General features: G+C 69.0%; 23 protein-coding genes and 1 pseudogene. 16 read left to right on the top strand and 8 right to left on the bottom strand.

Translation table 11 applies throughout. The features are described from left to right. Window positions 1–43 precede the first annotated feature (43 nt). Both VNO22_10625 and VNO22_10620 read left to right on the top strand, forming a co-directional pair. Window positions 44–229, top strand: a complete 186-nt coding sequence (locus VNO22_10625; protein ID HXG61821.1) for a hypothetical protein — start codon at window positions 44–46, stop codon at window positions 227–229. Window positions 230–286: 57 nt separating this feature from the next. Beyond that, the gene (locus VNO22_10620; protein HXG61820.1) at window positions 287–1,636 is read left to right on the top strand and encodes a neutral/alkaline non-lysosomal ceramidase N-terminal domain-containing protein; all 1,350 of its coding nucleotides are present in this window, start codon (window positions 287–289) and stop codon (window positions 1,634–1,636) included. A gap of 4 nt (window positions 1,637–1,640) precedes the next feature. On the opposite strand, the gene VNO22_10615 is transcribed toward VNO22_10620, so the two are convergent. Beyond that, window positions 1,641–2,084 carry a peroxiredoxin gene (locus tag VNO22_10615; protein HXG61819.1) on the bottom strand — a complete coding sequence of 148 codons (444 nt, stop codon included), beginning with the start codon at window positions 2,082–2,084 and terminating at the stop codon, window positions 1,641–1,643. Between the two features lie 133 nt (window positions 2,085–2,217). Here VNO22_10615 and VNO22_10610 point away from each other — a divergent pair, with 133 nt between their 5' ends. From VNO22_10610 to VNO22_10575, 8 genes are all read left to right on the top strand, one after another. After that, entirely contained in the window at window positions 2,218–3,420 is a 1,203-nt protein-coding gene (locus tag VNO22_10610; protein ID HXG61818.1) for a hypothetical protein, read from the top strand. 48 nt (window positions 3,421–3,468) lie between these two features. After that, the gene (locus VNO22_10605; protein ID HXG61817.1) at window positions 3,469–4,389 is read left to right on the top strand and encodes an N-acetylmuramoyl-L-alanine amidase; all 921 of its coding nucleotides are present in this window, start codon (window positions 3,469–3,471) and stop codon (window positions 4,387–4,389) included. A gap of 111 nt (window positions 4,390–4,500) precedes the next feature. Beyond that, on the top strand, window positions 4,501–5,067 hold the full coding sequence (locus tag VNO22_10600) for a HEAT repeat domain-containing protein (protein HXG61816.1): 567 nt from the start codon (window positions 4,501–4,503) through the stop codon (window positions 5,065–5,067). Next, window positions 5,064–5,612, top strand: a complete 549-nt coding sequence (locus VNO22_10595) for a DUF366 family protein (GenBank protein HXG61815.1) — start codon at window positions 5,064–5,066, stop codon at window positions 5,610–5,612. Before VNO22_10600 ends, VNO22_10595 begins: the two co-directional genes overlap by 4 nt. Continuing rightward, window positions 5,602–6,708 (top strand): lysylphosphatidylglycerol synthase transmembrane domain-containing protein, encoded by a 1,107-nt coding sequence (locus VNO22_10590; GenBank protein ID HXG61814.1) that lies wholly within the window; start codon window positions 5,602–5,604, stop codon window positions 6,706–6,708. Before VNO22_10595 ends, VNO22_10590 begins: the two co-directional genes overlap by 11 nt. A 102-nt stretch (window positions 6,709–6,810) precedes the next feature. Next, entirely contained in the window at window positions 6,811–9,309 is a 2,499-nt protein-coding gene (locus VNO22_10585) for an SUMF1/EgtB/PvdO family nonheme iron enzyme (protein ID HXG61813.1), read from the top strand. Then, window positions 9,306–9,698 carry a hypothetical protein gene (locus tag VNO22_10580; protein ID HXG61812.1) on the top strand — a complete coding sequence of 131 codons (393 nt, stop codon included), beginning with the start codon at window positions 9,306–9,308 and terminating at the stop codon, window positions 9,696–9,698. The genes VNO22_10585 and VNO22_10580 overlap by 4 nt, the downstream gene beginning before the upstream one ends. Next, on the top strand, window positions 9,699–10,475 hold the full coding sequence (locus VNO22_10575; protein HXG61811.1) for a CPBP family intramembrane glutamic endopeptidase: 777 nt from the start codon (window positions 9,699–9,701) through the stop codon (window positions 10,473–10,475). It abuts the gene before it with no gap. Window positions 10,476–10,484: 9 nt separating this feature from the next. Here VNO22_10575 and VNO22_10570 read toward each other — a convergent pair whose 3' ends face one another. Next, complete coding sequence (locus tag VNO22_10570; GenBank protein HXG61810.1) at window positions 10,485–11,711, bottom strand: hypothetical protein; 1,227 nt, start codon at window positions 11,709–11,711, stop codon at window positions 10,485–10,487. Window positions 11,712–11,906: 195 nt separating this feature from the next. Here VNO22_10570 and VNO22_10565 point away from each other — a divergent pair, with 195 nt between their 5' ends. Both VNO22_10565 and VNO22_10560 read left to right on the top strand, forming a co-directional pair. After that, entirely contained in the window at window positions 11,907–12,179 is a 273-nt protein-coding gene (locus VNO22_10565) for a hypothetical protein (protein HXG61809.1), read from the top strand. Next, complete coding sequence (locus VNO22_10560; GenBank protein HXG61808.1) at window positions 12,176–13,681, top strand: PQQ-binding-like beta-propeller repeat protein; 1,506 nt, start codon at window positions 12,176–12,178, stop codon at window positions 13,679–13,681. The genes VNO22_10565 and VNO22_10560 overlap by 4 nt, the downstream gene beginning before the upstream one ends. On the opposite strand, the gene VNO22_10555 is transcribed toward VNO22_10560, so the two are convergent. Continuing rightward, on the bottom strand, window positions 13,678–15,741 hold the full coding sequence (locus tag VNO22_10555; GenBank protein ID HXG61807.1) for a polysaccharide biosynthesis tyrosine autokinase: 2,064 nt from the start codon (window positions 15,739–15,741) through the stop codon (window positions 13,678–13,680). The genes VNO22_10560 and VNO22_10555 overlap by 4 nt on opposite strands. 155 nt (window positions 15,742–15,896) lie before the next feature. Between VNO22_10555 and VNO22_10550 the strand changes: the two genes are divergently transcribed. Continuing rightward, window positions 15,897–16,697, top strand: coding sequence for a hypothetical protein (locus VNO22_10550; protein ID HXG61806.1), 801 nt, complete (start codon window positions 15,897–15,899; stop codon window positions 16,695–16,697). Between the two features lie 9 nt (window positions 16,698–16,706). On the opposite strand, the gene gcvPB is transcribed toward VNO22_10550, so the two are convergent. The 4 genes from gcvPB to gcvT form a co-directional block, all read right to left on the bottom strand. Continuing rightward, complete coding sequence (gene gcvPB, locus VNO22_10545) at window positions 16,707–18,155, bottom strand: aminomethyl-transferring glycine dehydrogenase subunit GcvPB (GenBank protein HXG61805.1); 1,449 nt, start codon at window positions 18,153–18,155, stop codon at window positions 16,707–16,709. Then, on the bottom strand, window positions 18,152–19,489 hold the full coding sequence (gcvPA, locus tag VNO22_10540; protein HXG61804.1) for an aminomethyl-transferring glycine dehydrogenase subunit GcvPA: 1,338 nt from the start codon (window positions 19,487–19,489) through the stop codon (window positions 18,152–18,154). The genes gcvPB and gcvPA overlap by 4 nt, the downstream gene beginning before the upstream one ends. Window positions 19,490–19,558: 69 nt before the next feature. After that, window positions 19,559–20,005 (bottom strand): glycine cleavage system protein GcvH, encoded by a 447-nt coding sequence (gene gcvH, locus VNO22_10535; protein ID HXG61803.1) that lies wholly within the window; start codon window positions 20,003–20,005, stop codon window positions 19,559–19,561. Between the two features lie 76 nt (window positions 20,006–20,081). Then, window positions 20,082–21,152: a glycine cleavage system aminomethyltransferase GcvT gene (gcvT, locus tag VNO22_10530; GenBank protein ID HXG61802.1), complete on the bottom strand. Its 1,071-nt coding sequence runs from the start codon at window positions 21,150–21,152 to the stop codon at window positions 20,082–20,084. A gap of 108 nt (window positions 21,153–21,260) precedes the next feature. Between gcvT and VNO22_10525 the strand changes: the two genes are divergently transcribed. Further along, the gene (locus tag VNO22_10525) at window positions 21,261–21,644 is read left to right on the top strand and encodes a response regulator (GenBank protein ID HXG61801.1); all 384 of its coding nucleotides are present in this window, start codon (window positions 21,261–21,263) and stop codon (window positions 21,642–21,644) included. A gap of 11 nt (window positions 21,645–21,655) precedes the next feature. Here the strand turns inward: VNO22_10525 and VNO22_10520 are convergent, their stop codons facing one another. Next, window positions 21,656–22,663 (bottom strand): acetyl-CoA carboxylase carboxyltransferase subunit alpha, encoded by a 1,008-nt coding sequence (locus tag VNO22_10520; protein HXG61800.1) that lies wholly within the window; start codon window positions 22,661–22,663, stop codon window positions 21,656–21,658. 137 nt (window positions 22,664–22,800) lie between these two features. Between VNO22_10520 and purL the strand changes: the two genes are divergently transcribed. Both purL and VNO22_10510 read left to right on the top strand, forming a co-directional pair. Further along, on the top strand, window positions 22,801–25,641 hold the full coding sequence (purL, locus tag VNO22_10515) for a phosphoribosylformylglycinamidine synthase subunit PurL (protein ID HXG61799.1): 2,841 nt from the start codon (window positions 22,801–22,803) through the stop codon (window positions 25,639–25,641). Further along, window positions 25,635–26,315 (top strand): annotated as a pseudogene (locus tag VNO22_10510) (DUF1028 domain-containing protein). Before purL ends, VNO22_10510 begins: the two are co-directional and overlap by 7 nt. Window positions 26,316–26,348: the final 33 nt, after the last annotated feature.

Raw genomic sequence — 26,348 nt, 5'->3', positions numbered from 1 at the left:
GCGCCTGCAAGAATCCGCCTCTCTCTTAGGAGGTCGGACCGCCGTGAATCGTCCGGATTCCGATACACCCCTTTGGGTGCGGGCGCTGGCGACCGTGAAGGAGTTTCTCCAGGCGGACCTGGCCATGACGCGGTTCGCGTTCCGCCACGCGTCTCCGGAGGCTCAGCGCGTGCTGTGCGCGCCGGTGGCGGCGCTCCTGGCGATCCTCGACCGCTTCCTTCCCGGCTGATCGGCCGGGGGCGTATCAATAAGGGGGGCGGGAGGACTTTCGACGCAGGGAGGGGTTATGCTCTACGCGCTGCTCGGGATCCTGGCGCTCGCCCCGCAGGCGGCCGGCGACGCGGAATGGAAGATCGGTCTGGCTTCGGCCCGCATCACGCCGGAGGAACCGGTTTTCATGGCGGGGTACGCGTCCCGCAACAAGCCTTCCGAGGGAGTCGCGGGCCACCTCTACGCCAAGGCCATGGCGTTCGAGGACGCGCAGGGCGGGAGGGCCGTTCTCCTGACGGCGGACGTCATCGGCTTCCCCGCTCCCGTGGGGGATCCCATCTTCGAGAGGATCATGGAGAAGACGGGCCTGCCTCGCGCCCGAATTCTCCTGGCGGCGTCCCACACGCATACGGGTCCGACGCTCGGCACGGATCCATCGATCGGCGGGCCGGGATCGGAAGAAGACCGCGCCCGGACCGCGGCCTATACGCGGAAGCTTCAGGATCGTCTCGTCGAGCTGACCGTCGAGGCGCTGGGGAAGCTCCAGCCCGCGCGCCTGTCGTGGGGATGGGGGATGGTTTCTTTCCCGGTCAATCGGCGCGAATTCACCGCGCGCGGCGTGGTTCTGGGCGTCAATCCGCGGGGGCCCGTGGACCGCAGCGTTCCGGTCCTGCGGGTGGACGATCCGTCCGGCAAACTCCGGGCGGTTCTTTTCCAGTGCGCCTGCCACTGCACGACGGCCACCGGGCAGATCTACGAGATCAGCGGGGATTACGCGGGATACGCCCAGGAGCATCTCGAAGCCGCCCATCCGGGCGCGCAGGCGATGTTCATGGCCGGTTGCGGCGGCGACGCGAATCCCTACCCCCGGGGCACGCTGGACCTGGCGCGGGAGCACGGCGCCACGCTGGGCCGGGAGGTCGGTCGCGTCCTGTCGGGACGGCTCCAACCGATCCGGGGTCCGCTGCGGGCCGAGTTCGCCCGGGTTCCGCTTCCCTTCGAGCCGACCCGCCCGGCCGAGGAGCTCCGGAAGGCGGCGCAATCGGGTCCCGGATATCAGCGCGAGGTCTTCCGGCGGCAGCTCCAGATCCTCGAAAGGGGCGAAAAGCTCCCGGATCACTACCCGGCACCTACAGCCGTCTGGCAATTCGGGCCGGACCTGACGCTCGTGGCCCTTTCGGGGGAGGTGGTCGTGGACTACGCGCTGCGCTTGGAGCGGACGCTGGGACCGCTGGGGCTCTGGGTGGCGGCGTACTGCAACGACGTCTTCGGGTATGTTCCTTCCGCCCGGGTGCTGGAGGAAGGAGGGTACGAAACCCGGGGGGCGTATTACGGGACGCCGGGGATTTTCTCGCCTCGGGTCGAAGACGTGCTCGTGGAGGCCGTTCGGGACCTGGCCCGGAAGGCGGGCCGCGCGATGAAGTGAGCGCTTAGTCCGGCAGCGCCTCAACCGCCTTGAAGAGATCCTGCCAGACCTCGTCCTTGAGCTGGAAGGACCGGTTTGCGTACACCACCGTGCCCTTCTTGTCGATCAGGAACGTCGCGCGGACCATCTTCTCGAATCCGAAGGCCTTGTGGATCGATTTGTTCGTGTCGGCCAGGAGGTCGAAGGGAAGCTTCTGCTCGGTGCAGAATTTCTTGTGCGATTCCGCAGGATCCATGGAGACGCCGAGGACGACGCAATTCTTCGCCTCGAACTTCTTGATGTTGTCCCGCAACATCTGCACTTCGCGGGTTCAGCCGGGGGTGTTGTCCTTGGGGTAGAAGGCCAAGAGGACGTTCTTCTTGCCCTTGAAGTCGGCGAAGCGGATCACCTTGCCGTCCTGGTTGGGCGCGGAGAAGTCCGGCGCCGGCGCTCCCTTGTCCTGAAGCATCGCAAGCACCGCCAGAGCAATGGTCATCATATTCGGTAGATGAAACGTCCGGGGGGCCCTTCGAGTTTCATTCCGCGGGCCGGAGCGTTCCTTGACAAGGTCGGTCCCATGGGCCAGACTATGCATGAACGCCATGTGGAGAGCCTGGGGGACCCTTCTTTTCCTGCTCGGCCAGGATCTCGGTCCGCCCTTCCACAGCGAGGAGCACGAGATGGCGATCCGCCCTCCGGCCGGCTGGACGCGCCGGGAGGGAAAGGGCCCCTTCGTGGCCCGCTTCACGGCTCCCGAGGCTTTGAAGCCTCCGGTCGAGCTTACCCTCAGCCATCTCTATCAACCCTTCGCGCCCACGCCGCTGCCCTCCTTCGTCGAACAGGCCCGGCAGTACATCGGCCGGGAGTACCCGGGGGCCAAGATCGAAGAAGACCGTCCGCTCACGCTGGCCGGCCGCCCGGCCCACCGGATCGCCTTTACGTTCGCCGACACGCTCCAGATCAAGACGATCGTCCATCGCACGAACATCGAATGGTACCTGCTGGACGTTTCCATGCCGGGGGAGGCCGCCTCGCGCTACCGCTCCCGGGCGGAAGCTTCGCTGGCGACCTTCGAGATCCGCCCCTGGGCGCCCGGGCCGGCCGAGCGCGCCGCGGAGGAGCGCGGCCGGGAGGTCTTGGGGTCCGCGCGGATTCCCCAGGACCTTCTGGGCGAGCGCTGGTTCACGATTCACCTCGGCCGGGCCCGCACCGGGCGCCAGCGCGTCCGGCTCTCGGAGTCCGAGGGCGGGTTCGCTCTGGAGGCGGAAACCCTCAACGATTTCGGCGAGGGCGGCCGGGACCAGACCCTGGTGCGCGCGTCCTTCGCGCCGGGTTTTCGCTCCCAGCGCCTGGAGGTCGAGCAGACGAAGGTGGGACCCAAAGGAGAGCGCTGGCAATTTCGGGTCTCCGCGTCGCTCGAAAACGGCCGGGTTTCCGCCTCTCGGGACCTGAACGGATTCAAGGAGGAGAAGAGCTTCGCCGTGGAGGAGGGGACCTGCCTCGGGGACGTGGCCGACGTGGCGCGGGCCCTGCTGGTGCGGGCGGGACCGGGCAAGTACCTGCTGCGGACCCTCTCGCCGTTTACGGATGAGGCGGACGTGGAGGTCGTGGAGGTCGGCACCCTGGACGCGCTGGATCTGGACGGCCGCCGTTCGGAAGTGCATCCGGTTCTGGTCCGGAGGGACCGGGGTCGCTTGAGAACGTACTATCATGGCGCGGATGGAAGTCTCGTCCGGGAGGGAGGCGCTCAGGATGCTTTCTCGATCCGGGCCGCCTCGAAGGACGAAGCCCTGAAGAAGGACTGAGGACCGGCCGTTCGGACGTTCGAACGGTTTGAGGAGAGGGGGAGGGACGTGACCTGGCTTCTGCTCTTGGCCGCTCTGTCGGGCGGGGGCGATCTCGAAGATCTCCGGCGTCACTGGGTCTTCGAGTGGACGTGCGACGCCGCGACGGGGCGACACACCTTGCGCGCCCCCAAGCTGGTGGTGGCGTTTGTCCCCGGCTTCGACACGGCCGTCATCAATGGGCGCCTGACCCGGCTTTCGGCTCCGGTGACGCTCGAGGGAGGGCGCGTGCGCGTCCCGCCGGAGATCGTGGCGCTCGTCGAGAAACACGGAGCGGGCGAGCTTCCGCCGGCCGCCGCCGTTCCACCGGCTCCCGCCCCGCCGGCCGCCCCCCGCGTCGAGGCGCGCCGCCTTCCGCCCTGCACGATCGTCATCGATGCAGGCCACGGAGGAATCCATACGGGGTACAAGGGCCGCTTCCTGCTGGAGAAGGACATCAACCTGGACGTGGCTCTCGAGCTCCAGCGCCTCCTGGAGTCCTGGGGCGCCAGCGTCGTCATGACCCGCACGGACGATCGGCACTTTTCCACGGACATCGACGAGGATCTTGCCGCGCGGGTCAACATCGTCAACCGGAGCCGCGCGGACCTTTTCATCTCCGTGCACGCCAACGGCGTGGGGAACGCCTCGGTCCGCGGATTCGAGGTCTGGGTACCCCTCTCGCGGGACGCCCGCGGAGCGGCCAGCCGTCAGATGGCCGAGCTTGTCCTGGGCGAGCTGGCGGCGGTGTGGTCGAGCGAGAACCGGGGGATCAAGGACGACCATAACCTTCGGGTCCTCAAGGGGACGCGCTGCCCGGCCGTCCTTGTGGAGCTGGAGTTCGTCTCCAATCCGGCCGCGGAGCGGGAGCTGGCGCGGGCCTCCGTCCGGCAGCGTCTGGCTCTGGCGATCGCCGAGGCGGCCCGCCAGTGGATGCTGCGGAGGCGCTGATCCCGGGAGCGTTGCGCGGACACCGGCCGGACTTATAATGGCTTCCGGAAGGAGGACGCAAGGCCGCGGGGACGCTCCTGGGACCGCCCGTCGGATGCACAAGGTTCGGACATGAACGCTCGCCGGGGGTTGGGAACCGCGTGGGTCTTTGCTCTTCTGGCGGCGTGCGCGGGTCCCGAGGCGGATCTGGCCAGCCGGGAGCCGTACGAGCGTTACCTGGCGGTTCGAGAGCTGGCCCAAACCCCGGAAGCGGCGTCCGTGGCGGAGATCGTCCGCCGCCTGGAGGATCCGCACTTCCTTGTCGTCGTCGGCGCCCTGGAAGCGTTGGGGGACATCGGCCGGCGGGAGTTCGTGCAGCACGTCGTCCCGAAACTCAAGGCCGCGCATCCCATGGTGCGGCAGTACGCGGCCCTGACGGCGGCACGGCTCGGGAACGAGGAAGCGGTTCCGGCGCTTCTGGAAACGCTTCGGACGGATGCCGATCCCACGGTGCGCCGCACGGCGGCCAAGGCGCTGGCCGCCTTCGGCGCCCGGCCCGACGTGCGCCGGGCGCTCGCCGAAGCGGTGGGGGATCGGGATCCGAGCGTGTCCCTCATGGCCCACCTTCGCCTCCAGGAGATTACCGGAAGGCAGGACGTACCGCCGTCGCGCCAGGCCTGGCTCGAGGCGCTGCCGTGATCGAAGCGAAATTCCTTCCGGACCGGATCGACTACGACGGATCGCAGATTCATTCCCTCTGGGCGTACCGCACGTTCGGCATTCAGGGGGATTCGATCGTGTCTTTCCTGGGCGCGTGCGAGGTGCGGCCGGAGCACATGGTGGACCTCGAGGACGTCCGGGCGCGGTCCCGGATCGCCGGTCCTCTCATGCTGCACTTCATCGTGGAGCACTTCGACCGGGATCTCGAGAAGGCGGTGCTCCGGCAGCGCCTCCTTGCGGCTCTGGCGCGGGATCTGCTGGGGCCGGAGGTGCGCCGCGACGGAGACGACCTTTTCTTCGGTCCGGGGAAGCTTTCCGTCTCGATTGCCACGCTCACGCCGGTGTCTTCGAAGATCCATTTCGGCGTCAACGTCGAGCGCGCGACCGGCGTGGGGGTGGAAACGCGGGCGCTGCGGGACCTGGGCGTGGATCCCGTCGCGTTCGCGAAGGCGCTGCTGGATCGCTACGGGGCGGAGATGCGCGGCGTCTGGGACGCCCGCACGAGGGTGCGGGGTGTCCCCTAGCGCGCGCCGCCGGGCGGTGGGCGTCCTGCGTCTGGCCGTTACGGCCGCCGCCTTGGTCGTCGTCGGGCGGTGGATCGACTTCCGCGATCAGATCGCCGTCCGGGCGGACGACGGATCGTGGATTCCCGATCGGGCGCGCGACGTGCGCGTGGAGGGCGACCGCGTCCGCGTCGTCGGATCGGACGGCCGCGTGCACGAGCGCGCGGCGGCCGAAGTCCGCGTCCTGCGTCCCGGCTTCTTCTCGCTTTTCCGGCTCGCCGACAAGCGCCTGTTCGCCGCGATGCTCGCGGCGCTTCTGGTCCCGCTTGTCTTCCTGGCTCTGCGCTGGTGGATTCTTCTTCGGGCGCACGGTTTCGAGGTCGGGCCGGGGCGGACGTTTCTGGTGACCTACGCGGGCTTCTTTTTCAACAACTTCCTGCCCGGATCGGTGGGCGGGGATCTGACGAAGATGATGCTCGTGGCTTCCGGAGAAGACCGCAAGGCGGCGGTGGTGGGGACGGTGCTTCTGGACCGTCTGATCGGGTTCGGGGTCATGGTGCTCCTGGCCGCCGCATGCCTGACGCCCTTTCTGGGAAGGTTTGCGGAATCGGCGGTGGGGTGGTGGATCTACGGCCTGGCGGGAGCCATGGCCGTCGGGTACGTGGTGTATTTCAACCCGACGCTGAGGGGATTCCTTCGCCGCCGCCTTCCGCTCGAGGGCGTCCTGCGCGAGCTGGACGGGGTTTTCCGGTCGGTGAAGGAGCGCAGGGGGCTGGTCCTGGCGGCCGCGGGGCTTTCGGCGCTGGCGCAAGGGAGCACGATTCTCATCGTGTACGGGCTGGCCCGCGCGCTGCGGATCGAGAACGCGGCGCTCTGGCAGTTCTTCGTCTTTGAGCCCATCATTTTCATCGTTTCGTCGCTGCCCGTCTCGGTGGGCGGATGGGGGGTGCAGGAGCTTGCCTACGCCGAACTGTTCGGGCGCCTGGGAGGCATGGATCCCGGCTACGCGGTGGCGCTTTCGGTGCTCTACAAGCTCAGCCTGATTCTGGTCTCGATTCCGGGAGGACTGCTCTTTGCGGCGGGGGCGACCCGCCGGCGCGGCCCGGGCGGCGTTTAACCTTTGGAATCGGCGGGGAGCGCCCTTATAATCCGGACAAGGAGGGGGGGTATCCGGCAACGCCGAAACCCGGCGCCGCACATCCCCAACGCGAGCAGGGGCATGTCCGTCAAGACTTGGGGTGACTTCGAGATCGACTTCGGCAGCCTCCTGGGACGGGGCGGCATGGGGGCCGTCTACCGGGGTCGCCAGGTTTCCCTCGACCGTCCCGCCGCCGTCAAGGTGCTCAAGCAGGAGCTGACCGCCAATCCGGATTTCGTCAAGCGCTTCCACCGCGAGGCGGCCCTCCTGGCGCGGCTGACCGATCCCCATGTCGTTCAGGTCTTCGGGGCGGGGGAGGGGGACGGCTGCCACTTCTACGCGATGGAGTACGTGGAGGGGGAGGATCTGGGGTCCCGCCTGAAGCGGGGGCAGAAATTCTCGGTGGACGAAATTCTCCAGGTCGCCCTCAACGTGGGGAAGGCTCTCCAGGCGGCGTGGCGCCACCGGATCGTGCACCGCGACATCAAGCCGTCCAACATCCTCGTGACGCGCGACGGCCAGATCAAGGTGATGGATTTCGGGCTGGCCAAGAATCCGGATACGGATCTCACGCAGTCCGAAGTCATCATGGGGACGGCTAAGTACATGTCTCCCGAGCAGGCCCAGGGGGAGGCCGTGGACGTCCGCAGCGACCTTTACTCCCTGGGCGCGGTGCTCTACGAGCTGGCCACGGGGCGTCCGCCCTTCTCCGGAGAGAGTCCCACGGCGGTGATGTATCAGCACGTCCACCGCGCGCCCCGCCCGCCGAGCGAAATCAACCCCTCGATCCCGCCGCGCCTGGAAGCTCTAATTCTGAAGCTTCTGGCCAAGAAGCCCGAGGACCGGTTTCCCACGCCGGAGGTGTTCGTGACGGCGGTCCGGGGACTCCTGGAGGGGGTTCAGCCGGACGAGCGTTCGTCGCTTTTCGAGCAGACGCTGAAAGGCGGTCGGGGCGAAGCCCTTCCGGCCGGAACTCCTCCGGCGGCCGCCGCCGCGCGCGGGCCGGGGGCGGGGCCGATGGTGCTGAGTCTGGCGGGCGTCTTGGCGATCGTGGCGGCCGGAGGCTATTTCGTCCACCAGGCGGTCCGCTCCACGCGCGTGGAGCCCGAAGCGGCCGTCGCTCCGGAGCCTCCTCCGCCGCCGCCCCCTCCCCCGGCTCCTCCTCCGGCGTGGGAGGAGCCGCTCCGCAAGGGCCTGGAGGCGTTCGCGGCGGGCCAATGGCTGACGGCGTACACGCGGCTCGAGGAGGCGCGGGCGCTCGGGGCGCCCGAGGACGTCGAGGACAGGATCCGCCGCGCCCGGGGGTACGAGCTTCTCGGCCGCGGCGAGGCGGAAGCGGATCCCGAGCGGGCGATGGAATATTTCGAGGCCGCGCGGAAGTATCTGCCGGGGGACGAGCGGCTGGAGCGGCTCCACCGGCGGGCCGCCTTCCGGCGCTGGAGCCGGGCCGCCGAGGCCCACGAGGGGCGGGACTGGGCGCGCGCGGCGGCGGACTGGGGCCGGGCGCTGGCGTTCGCCGAAGAGGACGAGCGGGCCGACCTGGAGCGCCGCCGGAAGTTCTGCGAAACCTGGGCCGAGGCGACGGTGGCCCGCACGCGGGGCGAGTGGGCGAAGGCGCTGGCGCTCTTCGAGGGGCTGCTTCCGCAGGCGGGAGCCCACTTGGCGGCGCTCGAAGCCGAGGTGAAGCGGGCGCGGGAGGAAGTGGAACGGACCGCGGAAGCCGCGGCCCGCCGGCTGCGCGAGGAGTACGACGCGCTCGTCGAGCGGGGCCGGCAGGCGCTGCGGCGGGCGGCCTGGGCGGAGGCCAAGGCGGCGTTCGACCAGGCGGCGGACGCGCGATTCGCCTCCTTTCCCCGGGACGAAGCCTCGCTGCGGGAGCTGGCGCTGGCCCTTTCGCCGCCGCCGGGGATGGTGTACGTTCCGGGAGGGAAATTCCGCATGGGGGGCGGACGGGACGTGGAAGGACCCGGCGACGGCGAAGTCGAGGTGAAGCCTTTCTACATCGATGCGCGCGAAGTGAGCGTGGCGGAGTATGAGGCTTTTCTGAAAGCGCTGGAAAGCTCGGAGGGGCACCACTTCGGCTGTCCGCGGGACGAGCCGGCGGGCAAGAGCCACGTGCCGGATTCGTGGCCTCAGGAGCGGCCGGGGGATCCGGTCGTCGACGTGGACTGGTGGGACGCGGCCAGTTACGCGGCCTGGGCGGGCAAGCGCCTGCCGCGGGAGGCGGAGTGGGAGCGGGCGGCGGGGTTCGATCCGGCGGGGCGGCGCGCATATCCCTGGGGCGCGACGTACCGGCGGGAGGGAGGGCCGAGCTTTCTCGGCATCCAGGGACTCGGGAGCGGGGCGATCGAATGGACGGCGGACTGGTTCCGAAAGTATCCCTGGGGCACGGCGGATCATGTACACTTCGGGGAGCGGTACCGGGTTCTCCGGGGCGGGGTGCTCCTGGAGGGGGATGCCGAGCGGGACGCCCGGGTGACGCACCGGCACTGGTATCTGCCTTCGAAAAGGTCGCCGCGGATCGGGTTCCGCTGCGCCAAGGACGTGCCGGCTCGGCCGGCGCCCAAGGAGGAGCGATGAAGCGCTGGATGGTGGCGGGGATCGCGGCGGCGGCGGCCGGGTGCGCCGGGGTTTCCAAGCAGGAGCTGGAAACCGTGCGGGCGGAGCTCCTGGCGCACGATGAGCGCAAGGCGGCCGAGCTCAAGCAGGAGCTGACGGGCGTCAAGGAGGAATACGTCCTCGTTCAGAAGCTCGAACAGCGGGTGCAGCGGCAGCTCGAGGAGATGGAGAAACTCCGGCAGCGCCTCGAGCAGCTGGCCCAGGAGATCCGGGCCGCCGGGGAGGTCGCCCGCGTCAACGCGGTGCGCAGCCTCGAGTTCGAAGAGAAGCTCATGGCGGACCGCCTGGCGCAGCTCCGGGCGCTCATCGAGGAGCTCAAGAAGCCGGGAGGCGCCCCGGGTCAGAAATAGATGGCGCGGCCCGACGCCGTCGACGCGGCGCGCGTCCTGGCTCTGGGGTTGCTGGCGATGGCGCTGGCGGCCCTTCTGGCGGGGGCGGGGCTTTCCGCCGATCTGGCCACGGCGGTCCAGCAGGCGGCGTTCTTCGCGATTCCCCTGATCTACGCCCGCGCGACCGGCCTGCGCCCCTGGGCGGACAACGGCTTCCGCCGGATCGATCCGGTCCGCCTGGCCGCGGTGGTCCTGGCGTCGCTGGCGCTTCTGTGGATTCTCAAGGGGCTGGTGGACCTTCAGGAGGAGGCGTTCCGGGCGCTGGGTCTGGGCGAGCGCGTGGAGGTCGAACGCCGGCGGATCGAGCACGGCGTGGAACGCGCCGGCGCGCGCGGGACCGTGTACGCCGCGGCGCTTTTCGTGGCGGCCTCGCCGCTGAGCGAGGAGACGCTTTTTCGCGGGATCCTCCTGCGCGGCCTGACGGTCCGGTTCGGGGCGGTCCGCGCGGTCGCGCTCACGGCGGCCGCCTTCGCCGCCGCCCATTGGAAGCTCGTGCAGGTCCCGCCCATGCTGCTCTTGGGCCTTTACTTCGGAACCGTCGTCCGGCTCACCGGGAGCCTGTGGGCCGGCATCGTGGCCCACGCGATCAACAACGCCGCGGTTCTCGTTCTGACGCTCCGTTACGGGGCGGACCTTCCCGCGTTGCCCACGCCGGCCGGGATGGTGGGCGCGGCGGTCGTCGTGTTCGCGCTGTGCCTGGCGTTCCTGGCCGTCCGGCGCGCCGACGGGGAGGCGTGACCTGGCGCGTCACGGGGACGCGGTCTGAGCCGTGTTGCCGTCTCCGGAAGAAGAGGCGGGGGAAGGATAAAGGTCCGGAACCGGCGGAAGCGGCGGCGCGTCGAGATAGGGCGCCTCGCCGGCCAGGACCCGCTTGAGTTCCTCGATCCGGCGCAGGCCCATGTTGATTTCGAGATCGATCACCCCGATCTGGCGCTCCTTGACGCGCATCTCCTCCTCGAGCTGGCGGCGGCGGGCGCGCTTCTCCTTCTCCTGGCGCAGGATCTCCTCGATCTCGGCCTCGGCCTTCAGGCGGTCGATCTGCTGGCGTTTCTTGCGGATCGACTCGCGCAGCCCGGCCACGATCTCGTACTTGGCCGAGAGGGCGGCGTCGTCCACCTCCCGCCGGAGGTCGCGTTCGAGATAGAGCTGGCCGATCCAGCAGTACATCACCTCCAGTTCCCGCGTCATGCTCTCGATGCGGCGTTCGATGTCGCGGATCTGCTCCTCCGGGCGGCCGTCGGCCTCCAGGCGCTTGAGCTCCTGGCGGCAGGCTTCGATCTGCTCGACCTTGCGGTCGCTGTCGGCGGCCAGGGTTTCGGCCTCGCGGCGGCGCTCCTGGAGGGCGTCGAAGAGCTGCCGCAGGGGCCCCTCGGCGAAGCGGGAGAAATCCGTGTCGGCGATGCGGGATCCGGCCACTTCGTAGGCGCCGGTCTTCTCCCGGTCCAGGCGGCTGATTTCTCCCCGCAGGACGACCTTGCGGGCCTTGAGCTTGAGGCGCTCGAAGAACCCCTTGGAGGCCTCCTCGCCTTCGAGCGCTTTGAGCTCCTCGTGCCGCTGTTCCACGTCCAGATCGAGCCGCAGAAGTTCCTCGAAGACGGCCCGGTAGGGCTCCCGAGCCGGCTCCGGCAGGGTCTTGAAGAGGGCGAAGGCCCCCGCCCCGAGTTCCACGAAGCGCGTCTGGCGCTCGCGCAGGAGGTGATCCCGCCGCCGGGCGTTCTCGTCGATTTCCCGCGCGAGCGACTCGATCCGCCGGGAGAGGGTTCGGATGCGTTCGACGTCGGCGCGGAAACCGTCGATGGAGCGGCGGAGGCCCTCGACGGAATGAAGGTACTTGAGGAGCTCCTCGTGGCGGGCGGAGGGGCGCTCCAGGGAAGCCACGCGGCGGCCGATCTCGATGCATTCCTGGGTGATCTGCTGCTCGAGACGGCGGATCTCCGATTCGAGGTGCTCGATTTCCTTGCGCCGCGCGTCCATGAATGGGGGCGCGGAGTCTCCCGGAAGACGCAGGGAGAGGGCCCGCGCCCTTCGTCCATTATCTTAGCAGTCCCCGCCCCCCGGGGAAAGGCCGCCGGGGGCGTCGCGGGGACAATTTGTTGACAGCCTATGGGAGCGGCCCTAGAATCCTGCCGACCGCCGAGGGAGCGGGCGCGGGGAGGACGATCCTTCACTATGGCCTCCGGCAAGACATCGCCGCACGAGAAGTTCGCCGCCGCCCTCTCCGCCGACGAACGCACCCTGGTGGCGCTGCGGGACGAGCTCTACAACGGCTCCTGGGAGCTCATGCTGGGCGACCTGCGGGACCGGCTCAAGGGCAAGCCCTACATCTTCAAGCTGGTCAACCGGATTCAGGACGACATCGCCCGCATCGAGAAGCTCGCCGAATACGAAAAGAAGCACAAGGTCAACCTCGCCGACTACCTCAAGAGGAAGGAGGCCCCATGAGGACGCCCGCCGCCCGGCTCCGCGCCGCCGCCGCCGGGATCTTCCTGGCCTCCCTGTCCGCCTGCGGCGGAGAGCGGCTCAACGCCGAAATGGACGGCCGCCAGGACGTCGTTTGGGACACGGGCGATCCGGGCGAGAGGGAAGTTCTCGACGAGGTCCGTTCGCTCCCGTTCCGCCATGTGGAGTGGGAGTACCGCTTTTCCAACCGGCCCATCGTGCGGATGACCCTGGCGGGGGACCAGCTGTTCCTGGAGACTCCCGACAACCAGGTGGTGGCCATGGACCGGTTCACCGGCCGGGTTCAGTGGATCTTCACGGTGGAGACGGACACCCCGCTGGACTGGCCTCCGGTCGTGGCCGAAGGGGTGCCGGAGCGCAAGCGGCAGCTGGAGACGGAGCTGCAGCTTCTGGCCCGGCGGATCGAGGACCAGCTGCGCCTGACGGGTCCCGGAAAGGAAACGCAGGAGCTTCAGAAGCGCCGGTCGGACCTGCGGGAGCTTCTGAAGGCGGAGGCCTACGGCGACAACGTCTACTTCATTTCCCGCCAGATCTGCTATTGCGTCGATCGCCTGTCCGGCAAGCTCGTCTGGTCGCGCCGCCTGGGCTTCATTCCCTCGGCCCGCCCGTACGCCATCCGGAATTACGTCTTCGTCGCGGGCGCGGACCTGGCGCGCGTGTGGGCGCTGGATGTCGAGAACAAGGGTCTGGAGAAGACGTTCTACCGGGCGGAGATTTTCAGCCGCGAGAACCAGGTCCTCAACCGGCCGATCTATTATCCCCCCTCGCTGTACTTCGTCTGCCACGACGGCAAGGTCTACTCCTACAACGTCGAAAACGGGAACCTCAACTGGACGTACGCGACGGAACGGGAGCTGAAGGCGGATCCGATCATCCACGTCTACCGTCATCCTGAAGAGGTGGCGCCGTCCCCTTCGCCCGCTCCGGCCGCCGCCGCGGGCGCGGGGATGATGGCTCCGCCTCCGGCCGCCGCCGGGGACGACAAGTCGCGCAAGGCCAAGGCCCAGCGGGAGACGACGTTCCTCTTCGTGGGCGGAATGGATAACGCCTTCTACGCCCTCGACGCGAATTCGGGCGGTCTCATCTGGAAGTACGAGTGCGGGGCGCCGATCAAGTCGCCCGCGGTGGCCGTGGGCGAAACGGTCTACGTGGCCACCGAGGGCGGGGCGCTTCACGCGTTCGAGATTCTGCCCCTGCATCGCGACCCCAAGACCGGCCAGGCGCTCGGCCCGAAGCGCAACGGCAACCTCCGCTGGAAGCTGCCCCTCGCGGAGCGGTTCCTCTTCAAGGGCAAGGAGCGGATCTACATCCTGGGCCCCAAGAACGAAATCTACGCGATGGACGAGAAGAGCGGGAAGATCGTGGGGCGCTATCCGACCCGCGTCCTCCAGCATATTCTGACCAACACGGCCGACGATCACATCTACGTGGCCAACGCCGCGGGGTACGTGTACTGCCTGAAGGAGTCGGCGCAGAAGTACTAAACGGCCCGCGTTTCCTTGCGGTGTCCGTAGTAGTAGTAATACTCCTCGCTCTCGCGGGCCGCCTGGTTGAGGACCACGCCCGCCACCTTCGCCTGGACGTTCTCGAGCAGGCGCTTGGCCCAGGTGGCCTGCCGCTGGTCCGTCCGGCCCGATTCGACGACGAAAAGCACCGCGTCCGCCGCGGAGGAGAACTTGAGGGCATCCCCGGTGCGCAGGACCGGCGGCGTGTCCAGGACCACGGCGTCGAAGGAGTCGCGCAGGGGGGCCATGAGGGCGCCGACGCGGGCGGCGTCCAGAAGCTCGTACGGATTTCCGGGGCTGGCCCCGCTGGTGATGACCTTGAGGTTGGGGACCTCGGGGACGTCCTGGAAGATGCCGGCGTCGCCCAGCGTGACCGTGCCGGCCAGAAGTTCGCTGACGCCCGCGTCGTTGGGCAGGGCCAGCAGGCGGTGGATCGAGGGGGCGCGCAGATCGCCGTCCAGGAGCAGCGTCCGCCGCCCCTGGCGGGCCAGGGCGACGGCCAGGTTGACCGACGCGGCCGTCTTGCCCTCCCGAGGATTGGTGCTGGTGACCAGGAAGACGCGGGGCGGCTGAGTGGACGGGAGGGACAGAAGCACGGTGGCGAGCGTGTCGAAGATTTCCGGAAGGGCGCTGGCGGGCACGGCCCTCAAGCCGAGGACTTCGGCCTCGGAGACCTTGGGAACCACGGCGAGGACGGGCCAGTCGAGGTGGCGCCGGACGTCGTAATCGGTCCGGAGCGAGGTGTCCAGGAAATCCATCAGGAAGGCGAACGAAAGCCCCACGATCACGCCCGCCAGAAGCGCCACCGGCCAGGACTTGCGCAGGCGAAGTTCCACGGGCTGGGCGTCGTCCGCGCGGGCGGGGTCGAGAGAGGTCACGTACGCCAGCGGCTCCGGCGAGGTTTCCAGCTGGACGCGAAGCGCCTCCACCTGTTCCACCCGTTTGGCGGCCTCGGCGGCCAGTCGCTCGTGGCGCTGGATCTCCTCGACGGCGGGCGCCAGGCTTTCCAGGCGGGCGCGGAGCTCCCTCAGCTCCGGCTCCAGGACGCGCCGCTCGATCGCGGCCAGCTCGGCGTCGGCGCGAAGGGACAGTTCCTCGGCGTCCAGGTCGCGCCCCAGGGCCTGAAACTGCGTGCGCGTCAGCTCCAGCTCCGCCTCGCGCAGGTCGTCGCGCGTGGCGATGACGGAGGGGTGCTCGTCGGTGTACCGGCGGCGCAGGCCGTGCAGCGTCCGGTACAGGCCCTCCAGGCGCTCGACGGCGGCGCGCACGCGGGGATTCTCCTGGATGCGGACCTGGACGGTGGCGGCGCGGGGGAGGGTCTCCCGCTGGAGATGTTCGACGACGGAGCGGTCGGACCTGAGGCGTTCGAGGCGCAGCCGGGTGGAGGAGATCCGCCGCTCCAGCTCCCGGAGCCGCACTTCATGACCCTGGATGTCCTCCTGCAGCTTGCGGAAATCCACCTCGACGCTTTCGGAGCCGAAGCGGGCGCGGGCTTCGGCCCGGAGGCGGCGGATCTCGTCGATCTCCCGCTGCTGGAGGCGGCGTTCGTCCTGGGCCCGGCGGCCGGCGCGCTCGATGGCGCGGAGCTGTTCGTTGCGGGCGTCCTCGCGGCCGAAGCGGACGGCCTCCTCGGCGGCGGCGTTGGCGATGGCGGCGGCCACGTCGGCCGTGGGGGCGACCGCCTCGATCCACACGATCTGTCGGCCGCCCTCGGCGGAGGCCTGGACGCTGTCGGCCCAGGCGTCCTGCCAGCCGGGGACCTGGGGCCGCAGGCGCTCCTTGACCCGGTCCAGGATCCGCCGGCTGCGGATGATGGAGATCCAGGTCGGCAGATCCTTGGTGTCGATGGTGATCCACTGGTTGCTCTGGGCGTTGAGAAAAAGGGGAGGCGTGGCGATGATGACGCTGGCGCGGGCGCGGTAGGTGGGGCGTTCCTTGACGGCGGAGAAAACCACGAAGCCCGCGAAGACGAGCGCGAACGCCGCCACCGCGGTGGGCCACCGCCGCCGGAGCAGGCGCAGGAGGTCTTTGAAAGTCACGTCGGTTCCTACCCTAAATTTATCGGCCGGACGGGGCCGCAAGTGGAGTCCCGAAGAGGGCGTAACGCCGACGGCCGCGCGGAATCCCGAAAGCAGAGAACCCTGGGGGGCGAGCGTCCTATAATATTAAGAGGGAGTCGTCGGAGGACGGAGTCATGAAGATCGTGCTCAGGGCGGCGATGGTTCTGGCGGCCGGAACGCTGCCGGCGGCGGCGGACGAGATCGTCCTGACCAACGGAAAGACGATCACGGGGGTGCGGCGCGAGGCCCCCGATCAGCCGGGAAAGATCGTCGTGGACGTTCCGCACGGGCGGATCGTGCTTCCGGCGGATCAGGTCACGTCCGTCCGTCCGGGCCGGACGGTCCTGCACGAATATGAAGAGCGCCGCCGCCGGGTCGGCGACTCCCGCGACCCGCAGGAGTACGTCCGCCTCATGCAGTGGTGCCGCGAGAACGGACTGACGCGGTATCTGGACGAGCTGGCGCGGAAAGTTCTGGAGCTCGATCCGGCCCATGAAGGGGCGCATCGGGAGCTCGGACACGAGAAGGTGGGCGACCGGTGGCTGCCGTACGAGGAAGCTCAGGCGGCCAAGGGGTTCGTTCAGGTGGACGGGCGCTGGATGACGCGGTCGGAGGCGGAGCTTCTGCGGGCGCGCCGACAGGAGGCGGAGGACCGCCGGCGCCGCCAGGAGGAAGAGCGCGCGCGGCGGCGGGAGGAGGAACGGCGCCGCCGGGAAAAGGAGTGGGAGGAATTCCACCGGGAGCAGCTCCGCCAGCTGGCGCGCCTGGACGGCTACTTCTACCGCCCCGACTGGTTCTGGCCCGCCTATTTCCGGCCCTATCCGTGGTCGGCCTATCTGCGCAGCCGCCGGTATTACCAGGAGGGGTGGCGCTACACGGGGACGCGGGTGGGGTTGGATCTGGTGGCGCCGCTGCCCTTCCCGATCTTCCCCTGACGCCGCCTTCTATCCGCACAGCGAGCAGCGCACGATCGGCTCCTTGGCGGCTTTCACCTCGTTGAGCCGCTTGACGGCCGTCGTGTGCGGGGCGGTGCGGACGACCTCGGGGTTCGTGCGGGCTTCTTCGGCGATCCGGAGCATCGCGTCGGCGAAGGCGTCGAGCGTCTCCTTGTTCTCCGTCTCGGTGGGCTCGATCATGAGCGCCTCGTGGACGATCAGGGGGAAATAGATCGTCGGCGGGTGGAACCGGAAGTCGAGGAGGCGCTTGGCGATGTCGAGCGTCCGGACGCCGTATTTGCGGAAGGGGGAACCGTCCAGGACGAACTCGTGCATGCAGGGACGGTCGTAGGCCACCTTGTAGGTCCCCCGGAGCCGGGCCAGAAGGTAGTTGGCGTTGAGGACCGCGTGCTCCGCGTTGCGGCGGATCCCTTCCGGACCGTGGGCGCGCAGGTAGGCGTAAGCGCGCACGTGCATCCCCACGTTGCCCCAGAAGCTCTTGACCCGGCCGATCGATTTGGGGGCCGAGAAGTCGAACGAGAACCGGTCCCCCTCGCGGACGATGCGCGGGACGGGGAGGTAAGGCTCCAGGAGCTTCGTGCAGGCCACGGGTCCGGAGCCGGGGCCGCCGCCCCCGTGCGGCGTGGAGAACGTCTTGTGCAGGTTGAAGTGCATCACATCCACGCCGAAATCGCCGGGGCGGACCTTCCCCTGGATGGCGTTCATGTTGGCGCCGTCCATGTAGACCAGGCCGCCCGCGCCGTGGACAAGGTCGGCGATCGTCCGGATCCGTTCCTCGAAGAGCCCGAGCGTCGAGGGATTGGTGATCATGAGGGCGGCGGTGCGGTCGGAGAGTTTCGCCTTGAGGTCTTCGAGATCCACGCCGCCCCGCCGGTCCGTCTTGAGGCTCACCGTGCGGTAGCCGCAGAGGGTGGCGGTGGCGGGGTTGGTGCCGTGGGCGCTGTCGGGAATGAGAACCTCGGTGCGATGGCCTTGGCGGTTTTCCACGTGGTGGGCGCGGATGAGAAGGATGCCGGTGAGCTCCCCCTGGGCGCCGGCGGCGGGCTGGAGGGTCACCGCGTCCATTCCGGCGATCTCCGCGAGCATGCGCTCCAGGCGCCAGAGGAGTTCCAGCATCCCCTGAACGGTTTCGGCCGGCTGGAAGGGATGAAGCCGGGCGAATCCGGGAAGCGCGGCGACCTTTTCGTTGACGCGGGGGTTGTACTTCATCGTGCAGGAGCCCAGGGGGTAGAAGTTCCCGTCGATCGAGAAGGTGCGGTGGGAAAGCTCGGTGAAGTGGCGGACGACCTCGAGCTCGGCGACTTCGGGGAGGGCGGGGGGGCGGGCCCGGAGCGCGGTCCGCGGCAGGATCTCCTCGATCGGGCGCTCGCCCGGCGCCGGCGGAGGGAAGTAGACGGTGGCGCGGCCGGGGCGGCTTTTCTCGAAGATCGTCTTCATCGGAGGCACTCCGCCAGGGCGGCGACGAACGCGTCCAGATCTTCCGGCGCGTGGCGTTCCGTGGCGCAGAGAAGGACGTGCTCGCGCAGGTCCCGGTAGAAGGGGTGCAGGAAGAGGCCGCCCAGGAAGCCGCGTTCCTGGAGGCGCGCGAGCGTCTGGGCCGCGTGGGGAATTTCGGCGACGAATTCGTGGAAGAAGGGGGCGGAGTAGGGGAGTTTCACCCCGGGGACGCGCGCGAGTTTCGCGGCCAGTTCGTGCGCCCGGCGCGCGCAGAGCTCCGCGGCGCGGCGCATTCCCGAAGGCCCGAGCGCTTCCATGTAAATCGTGGCGCGGAGCGCCATGAGGGCCTGGTTCGTGCAGATGTTGGACGAGGCCTTCTCGCGGCGGATGTGCTGCTCCCGCGTCTGGAGCGTGAGGACGAAACCGCGCTTCCCCTCGGCGTCCACCGTCTCCCCCACGATGCGGCCGGGCATTTCGCGCAGGAAGTCCCGCCGGGCGGCGATGAAGCCGCACCAGGGACCGCCGAAGCTGAGAGGAATCCCCAGGGGCTGCGCGTCTCCCACGGCGATGTCGCAGCCGGCCTCTCCGGGGGACTTGAGGATCGCCAGGGCGAGGGGGTGAACGCTCGCCACCGCCACCGCGCCGGCCGCATGGGCCGCCTCCGCGACGCCCGCCAGGTCCTCCACGCCTCCGAGGAAATTGGGATTCTGGATCGCCACGCAGGCGGCGTCCTGGGCCGCCTCCCGGAGGGTGGCCACGGGGGTCACCCCGCGGACATGGGCCACCTCCACGATCTGGACGTCCATGGCCCGGAAAATCGAGCGCACCACGGCGCGTGCATGGGGGTGAAGGGCCGAGGAGAGGACGATCTTGCGCCGCCCGGTGTGGTCGATCGACATCGCCACGGCCTCCTGGAGGGCGGTGGCGCCGTCGTAGTGGGAGGCGTTGGCGACCTCCATCCCCGTCAGCTCGCAGATCATCGATTGGAATTCGAAGATGTGCTGGAGGGTGCCCTGGCTGGCTTCGGCCTGGTAGGGCGTATAGGCCGAGAAGAATTCCCCGCGCGAGGCGAGGGCGTCCACCACGGAGGGGATGAAGTGGTTGTAGCCCCCGGCGCCCAGGAACGACCGGGTGGGCTCGAAGACCCGGTTTCGGGCGGCCAGGGTTTCGAGGTGGGCCACCAGATCCTGTTCGGAAAGCGCGGGCGGCAGGTCGAGGGGGCGGGTCAGGCGCAGGTCGGCGGGGATGGAGGCGAAGAGGTCGTCGATCGACGAAGCGCCCACGGCGCGCAGCATTTCGGCGACGTCCTCGGGCGTATTCTGGATGTAGTCCATTCGCGAAAATCCGGATTTTCGAAAGAGCGAAGGGTCCCGGCGTTTTCCGGACGCGGCGACCCGGTCGGCCTACACGAAGTCGTCTTCGTCGACGTCCTCGGAGTCGTCGGACTCCTCTTCCTCCTCTTCCTCCGCGGACTCGAGGAACTCCTCGTACTCTTTCTTGGTCATGAGGGACTCAAGCTCGCTGGGATCGGAGGGCTTGATCTTGATGAGCCACCCATCCTCGAACGGCTCCTCCTTGAGGATGTCGAGGTCGGCGGCGACCTCCTTATTGACCTCGATGACCTTGCCGCTCAGGGGGGAAACGAGATCCGCCACGGTTTTGACCGACTCGATTTCGCCGAACGGCGCCCCCTGCTCGAGGGTGTCCCCGACCTTGGGCAGCTCCAGGTGCACGAGGTCGGAGAGCTGCTTGACGGCGTAATCGGTGATCCCGATCGTGGCTTCCTTCTTCTTCTCGTTATATTTGATCCACTCGTGGGTTTCGCTGTACTTGTAGTCGTCTGGCCTCATCCCGGTCTCTCCCTAGGTGCCCGGCGGACGGCGCGCCGTCCGTCCGCCGCCTAAATTACCCCTGGTCCCTCAGGTGTCAAGTCTTTTCACGGCGGTAGAAGGGGAGCGCGACGACACGGGCCGGCTCGCGGCGGCCGCGGATGTCGATCTCCACGGCTTCGCCCGGCCGGGCGAGTTCCGCCGGCAGGTAGGCCATCGCGATGGAGCGTCCCACCGTGGGGCCGAACGTGCCGCTCGTCACCCGGCCGACGGCCCGCCCCTCCCGGAAGACTTCGTAGCCGGTCCGGGGGATCCGGCGCGATTCGAGGACGAGCCCCGCCAGCCGCCGCGACGGCGGCCCCTGCGTCCGGAGCGCCGCGGCTCCGATGAAATCCGGCTTTTTGAGATCCACGGCGAAATCGAGCCCGGCCTCCAGAGGCGTGGTCGTCTCGTCCAGCTCGTTTCCGTACAGCGGCATCCCCGCTTCGGTCCTCAGGGTGTCGCGGGCGCCCAGCCCGGCCGGAGGCGCGCCCGCCCCGGAGAGGCGCTCCCACGTCTCCGCCGCGCGCGCCTTGGGGACGAAAATCTCGAAACCGTCCTCACCCGTGTAACCGGTTCGGGACACGAGGAATTCCCCGAACGCGCCGAAGGAGTAGTAACGCAGCCCGGACGGGTCGATCCCGAGGGCCTTCCGCACGATCTCGACGGATCGGGGCCCCTGGACGGCCACGAGCGCGACGTCGAAGGTCTCGTCTTGAAGGGTGACTCCCTCCGCCGGGGCGTGCCGCCGCAGCCAGTCGAGATCCTTCTCGCGGTTGGAGGCGTTGACGACCAGCAGATCGCGCTGGGGGTCCGCGTAGAAGACGAGGTCGTCGATCGTGGTGCCGCGCTCGGTGAGGAAGAAGGTGTACTTGCAGCGGCCGGGGGCGACCTTGTCCACGTTGATCGTGAGGATCCGCTGAAGGAAGGCGCGGCGGGCCGGCCCGGCCACGCGCACGCGGCCCATGTGGGAGAGGTCGAAGAGGCCCGCCCGGGTCCGGACGGCGGTATGTTCCTCCACGATGCCGGAGTATTGGATCGGCATCTCCCATCCGTGGAAGTCCACCATCCGCGCGCCGAGGCGCACGTGGGACTCGTGAAGCGGCGTCCGGTGGGGCGTCCCCGTCATGTTCCGGCGGAGTGTAGGGGCGCCGCCGGGGCCCGGTCAAGGGATTATTTGAGGTCGCTGGGCCGGCCCGGAGTTGACCGTCCTGCGGGGGACCCTATAATCGGCCGAATGCCCCGGAAAATCCTCGTCGTCGAGGACACCCGCAGCATCCGTGAGATCATCGCCCATCTTCTGCGGGGGCGGGGATACGAGGTCGAGACGTCGGGGGACGGGACGGACGCCCAGGCGCGGGTGGCCGCGTTCCAGCCGGATCTGGTGATCCTGGACGCGATGCTGCCGGGCAAGTCGGGGTTCGATCTCTGCGCGGATCTCAAGGGGAACGAGAGGACCCGCGGCATTCGGGTGATCATGCTCACGGCCGCCACGCGCGATTCGGGCCAAGGGGAGGAGTACTGGAGGGAGCGTTCGCGGGCCGACGATTTCATGACCAAGCCGTTCAAAGGAGCGGATCTCGTCGAGCGGGTCGCCCGGCTGCTCGGAGACGCTCCCTGAGCGCGCCCGTCTCAGGCGGAACCGGGAATGCCGCCGGCCACGAGTTTCTGCTGCTCGCTTTCCAGGAAGGCTCCGATGCGGCGGTATTTCTCGTAGCGGCGCTCGAGCAGGCGGTCGAGCGGAGTCGCGAGGGCCTCGTCCAGGTAGCGCACGAGCGCGGCGCGCAGGAGGTCTCCCATCTCCTTGGGATTGCGGTGGGCCCCGCCGAGGGGCTCCGGGACGATCTCGTCCACGATTCCGAGCTGCTTGAGTTCCTGAGGCGTCAGGCGAAGGAGCTGGGCCGCCAGCGGGGCTTTGGACGCGTCCCGCCACAGGATCGCCGCGCATCCCTCGGGGGAAATGACCGAGAGGTAAGCGTTCTCCAGGATCGCCAGCTTGTCCGCCACGCAGATTCCGAGCGCGCCGCCCGAGCCGCCCTCACCGATGACGACGGAGATGATGGGCGTGCGCAGGCGCGACATCTCGTAGAGGTTGCGGGCGATGACGAAGGCCTGGCCGCGCTCTTCGGCTCCGATGCCCGGGTAGGCCCCCGGCGTGTTGACGAGCGTCACGACGGGCAGCCGGAATTTCTCGGCCAGCTTCATTTTGAGGATGGCCTTCCGGTAGCCTTCCGGATTGGGGCTTCCGAAGTTGTAGGCCATCCGCTCCTTGGTGGTCTTTCCCTTGCGCTGGCCCACGAGAAGCACCTTGATGCCGCCCACCTTGGCCAGGCCGGTCACGATCGCGCGGTCGTCCCCCACGGCCCGGTCCCCGTGCAGCTCCACGAAGTCCTCGAAGACCATGGCGAGATAGTCGCCCAGGTCGGGCCGATTCGGGTCCCGCGAGAGAAGCACCCGCTGCCAGGCGTTCAGGCGCGCGAAAATCTCGCGCTTCTCCTGGTTGGCCCGGGCGCGGAGCTTCTCGATTTCCGCCGAGAGGTCAACCCCGGCCTTGCGGGAGAAGCTTTCGAGTTCCTCGATGCGCTTCTCGATTTCGATGATCGGCCGCTCGAAATCGCGTTCGCTGGAAGCGTCGGACATAGAAGGGATTTCCGATTATCCCCGGGGTAGATCGGCATTTCAAGGAGAACCCTTTCCTCGCCCGCCGCAGGGAGGTCCCGTCCGTTGACTCCCCCCGGACGCTGTGTTAGAGTCCCCGCACGGCAATGCTCTGGCGTGTGGACGTCGCGACCCGGGACGGCCTCGTGGATCCCGCCTCCCGGGGGGCCCTTTCCGCGCTCCGCGAGTACGGGTTGGCCGAGGTTCAGGACGTCCGGGCCGAACAGGTCTACCTTCTCGAGGGCGACCTCGACCGCGCCGCCGCCGACCGCGTCGCCCGCGAACTTCTCCACGATCCGGTCGCCCAGACGTACGCCCTGCGCCCGGCCGCCGAGCCGCCCGAGGTCCCCGAGGGCCTCCGCGCCGTCCTCGTCTTCAAGCGCCCCGGCGTCATGGACCCCGTGGAGGCCAGCGCCCTCAAGGCGATCGCCGACCTGGGTCTTTCCGCCTCCCGCGTCCGGACCGGGATGCGCTATCTCGTCCGCGGACCGGTTTCCGAGGCGCGCCTCCGGGAGGCCGCCGCCCGCGTCCTGGCCAACGAGGCGGTCGACGAGCTGCAGGTGGGCGAACGCCGGTTCGAACGGATCGCGCTCGGGGCCCCCTATCGATTCCGGCGCGTCGAAGTGCCCCTCACGGGCGCGTCGGACGAGGAACTTCTGTCCCTCAGCCGCCGGATGGGCCTGTCGCTCAATCTCGCCGAAATGCAGGCCATCCGCCGGCACTTCCGGGATCTCCGGCGGGAACCCACGGACGTCGAGCTCGAGACGCTCGCCCAGACCTGGAGCGAGCATTGCAAGCACAAGACCTTCACGGGAGACATCCATTTCGGCGGCGAGACGATCCGGAACCTCCTCAAATCCACGATCGCCCGCGCCACCCGCGAGCTCGCCCGGCCCTGGTGTGTCAGCGTTTTCCAGGACAACGCCGGCATCATCGAGTTCGACGAACGGCACAATCTGTGCTTCAAGGTCGAAACCCACAACCACCCGAGCGCCATCGAGCCTTACGGCGGCGCCAATACCGGTCTCGGCGGCGTGATCCGCGACATTCTGGGCTGCGGCCTGGGGGCCAAGCCCGTCTGCTCCACCGACGTGTTCTGCGTGGGCCTCCCGGACGCCCGCGAGATCCCGCCCGGCACGATCCACCCCCGGCGGCTCCTCAAGGGCGTGGTCGCTGGCGTGCGCGACTACGGGAACCGAATGGGCATCCCCACGGTCAACGGCGCCGTCTACTTCGACGAACGCTACACCGGCAATCCCCTGGTCTACTGCGGCACGGTCGGCATTCTTCCGCGGGACAAGTCCTTCAAGGCGGCCCGGGCCGGGGATCTGGTCGTCGTCGTGGGCGGCCGCACCGGCCGGGACGGCATCCACGGCGCCACCTTCTCCTCCGCCGAGCTCGACGAGACGTCCGAGAAGACCTCCAGCGGCGCCGTTCAGATCGGCAACGCCATCGTCGAGAAGCGCGTTCTGGATACCGTCCTCCAGGCCCGCGATCGCGGGCTCTACACCGCCATCACCGACTGCGGCGCCGGCGGACTCTCGAGCGCCGTCGGGGAGATGGGCGCGGAACTCGGGGCCGAAGTCGACCTTGAAAAAGTCCCCCTTAAGTACGAGGGACTCTCCTATACGGAAATCTGGATCAGCGAAGCTCAGGAGCGCATGGTCCTGGCCGTGCCTCCGGACCGCCTGGAGGAGCTCCGCGCCGTCTTCTCCGCCGAAGACGTCGAGGCCACGGTCATCGGCCGCTTCACGGGCGACGGAAAGCTCACCCTCCGCTATGAGGGCAGGCTCGTGGGCGAGCTCGACATGAAGTTCCTGCACGACGGAATCCCCCGGTTCGAGCGCTCCGCGTCCTATACGCCTCCGGCCCTCTCGGAGCCTTCGCTTCCGGAGAAGGAGACCTACGGGGACGACCTCAAACGGATCCTGGGGAGCTGGAACGTCTGCTCGAAGGAGTGGATCGTCCGTCAGTACGACCACGAGGTTCAGGGGGGAAGCGTCCTTAAGCCTCTGGTCGGGGCTCTTCACGACGGACCCGGCGATGCCGCCGTGGTCCGGCCGGTGCTGACGCATTACAAGGGGTTCGCCGTCGGCTGCGGCATGAATCCCTGCTATTCCGATCTTTCGCCCTACGACATGGCCGCCAACGCGATCGACGAGGCGGTCCGGAATGTCGTGGCCGTGGGCGGGGATCCGGAGCGCACGGCGATCCTCGACAATTTTTCGTGGGGCAGCCCCGAGGATCCCGAAAACCTCGGGGCCCTCGTCCTGGCCGCGCGCGCCTGCTACGACGTGGCGGTGGCCTACGGAACGCCGTTCATCTCGGGCAAGGACAGCCTCAACAACGAATTCCGGGCCGGCGGGCGGCGGATCGTCATCCCGCATTCCCTGCTCATTTCCGCGATCGCCCTTCTGGAAGACGTCCGCCGCGCCGTCAGCATGGACGCCAAGGAGCCGGGCAACCTGGTCTACCTCGTGGGGCCCACGCGCGATGAGCTGGGCGGCTCCCACTACTACCGGCTGCACGGCCATCGCGGAGCCCGGGTGCCGCGGGTGGACGCCGCTCTGGGAAAAAAGATCTTCCGCGCCGTCCACCGCGCGATCCGGGAGGGGCTCCTCCGCGCCTGTCACGACCTTTCCGAAGGAGGCCTGGCCGTCGCCGCGGCGGAGATGGCGTTCGCGGGAAATCTCGGACTGCGGATCGATCTGGCCGGCGTCGACGGCGTTTCCCGGGACGATCAGGCGCTCTTCTCGGAAACGCCCTCGCGGTTTCTCGTCGAGGTTCGCGCGGCGGACGCCGCCCGGTTCTCGAAGCTCCTGGACGGCGTTCCGGCGGTACGGCTCGGGGAAGTGACCGAGGACCGGCGATTGGTCGTCTTCGGCCGCAAGGGGCGTCCGGTGATCGACGAGCCGGTGGCCGCGCTCAAGGAAGCCTGGCAGGCCCCGTTGAGATGGTGAAGCGCCTTTTTCCCGTCCTGGCGGCGCTCGGGTGCTCCGTGCCGGCGGCCGGCCCGGCGGATCCGCCCGTGGCCACGTTCTCGATCGTGGCGCGGGATCCGCGCACGGGCGAGCTGGGCGTGGCGGTGCAGTCCCGCTTCCTGGCGGTGGGAGCCGTCGTGCCGTGGGCCCGCGCGGGCGTGGGCGCCGTGGCCACCCAGGCGTGGGCGAATCCGACCTTCGGGCCGCGCGGACTGGAGCTCCTGGCGCGCGGGGAGACGCCGGAAGCGGCGCTCGCGCGCCTGCTCGAGGAGGACCCGGGCCGGGAACGCCGGCAGGTGGCGATCCTCGACGCCCAGGGCCGCGCGGCGGTGCATACGGGCAAGGAATGCCTGCCGTGGGCGGGGGCGGCCGCGGGCGAGGGCTTCGCCTGCCTGGGCAACATTCTCGCCGGAGAAGAGGTGGTGCGCGCCATGGCCCGGGCGTTTCGGGAGACCGCCGGCGACCTGGGCGAGCGGCTTCTGGCGGCGCTCGAGGCGGGGCAGGCGGCGGGCGGCGACGCCCGCGGTCAGCAGTCGGCGGCGCTCCTGGTGGTTCGGGAGCGGGCGGGCTACGGAGGCCTTACGGACCGCTACCGCGACCTGCGCGTGGACGATCATCCGGAGCCGATCCGCGAGCTCCGGCGGATCTATGAACTGCACCGGAAGACTTTTCCTCCTCCCGAATCG

It is taken from the genome of Planctomycetota bacterium (assembly GCA_035574235.1).
Lineage (GTDB): Bacteria > Planctomycetota > MHYJ01 > MHYJ01 > JACPRB01 > DATLZA01.
Note: the sequence above shows the minus strand (reverse complement) of the source record. Positions and strands in the feature narration are given on the sequence as shown.

Excerpts from the sequence above, each read along its gene's own strand:
- VNO22_10580 (HXG61812.1), top strand. The coding sequence starts at position 9,306 with ATGAAGCGCTGGATGGTGGCGGGGATCGCGGCGGCGGCGGCCGGGTGC.
- gcvT (HXG61802.1), bottom strand. The coding sequence starts at position 21,152 with ATGACGGGGACGCCCCACCGGACGCCGCTTCACGAGTCCCACGTGCGC.
- VNO22_10565 (HXG61809.1), top strand. The coding sequence starts at position 11,907 with ATGGCCTCCGGCAAGACATCGCCGCACGAGAAGTTCGCCGCCGCCCTC.
- VNO22_10600 (HXG61816.1), top strand. The coding sequence starts at position 4,501 with ATGAACGCTCGCCGGGGGTTGGGAACCGCGTGGGTCTTTGCTCTTCTG.
- gcvPB (HXG61805.1), bottom strand. The coding sequence starts at position 18,155 with ATGAAGACGATCTTCGAGAAAAGCCGCCCCGGCCGCGCCACCGTCTAC.
- VNO22_10570 (HXG61810.1), bottom strand. The coding sequence starts at position 11,711 with ATGGACGCGCGGCGCAAGGAAATCGAGCACCTCGAATCGGAGATCCGC.
- gcvH (HXG61803.1), bottom strand. The coding sequence starts at position 20,005 with ATGAGGCCAGACGACTACAAGTACAGCGAAACCCACGAGTGGATCAAA.
- VNO22_10620 (HXG61820.1), top strand. The coding sequence starts at position 287 with ATGCTCTACGCGCTGCTCGGGATCCTGGCGCTCGCCCCGCAGGCGGCC.
- VNO22_10585 (HXG61813.1), top strand. The coding sequence starts at position 6,811 with ATGTCCGTCAAGACTTGGGGTGACTTCGAGATCGACTTCGGCAGCCTC.
- VNO22_10520 (HXG61800.1), bottom strand. The coding sequence starts at position 22,663 with ATGTCCGACGCTTCCAGCGAACGCGATTTCGAGCGGCCGATCATCGAA.
- VNO22_10610 (HXG61818.1), top strand. The coding sequence starts at position 2,218 with ATGTGGAGAGCCTGGGGGACCCTTCTTTTCCTGCTCGGCCAGGATCTC.
- VNO22_10550 (HXG61806.1), top strand. The coding sequence starts at position 15,897 with ATGAAGATCGTGCTCAGGGCGGCGATGGTTCTGGCGGCCGGAACGCTG.
- VNO22_10525 (HXG61801.1), top strand. The coding sequence starts at position 21,261 with ATGCCCCGGAAAATCCTCGTCGTCGAGGACACCCGCAGCATCCGTGAG.
- VNO22_10560 (HXG61808.1), top strand. The coding sequence starts at position 12,176 with ATGAGGACGCCCGCCGCCCGGCTCCGCGCCGCCGCCGCCGGGATCTTC.
- gcvPA (HXG61804.1), bottom strand. The coding sequence starts at position 19,489 with ATGGACTACATCCAGAATACGCCCGAGGACGTCGCCGAAATGCTGCGC.
- VNO22_10575 (HXG61811.1), top strand. The coding sequence starts at position 9,699 with ATGGCGCGGCCCGACGCCGTCGACGCGGCGCGCGTCCTGGCTCTGGGG.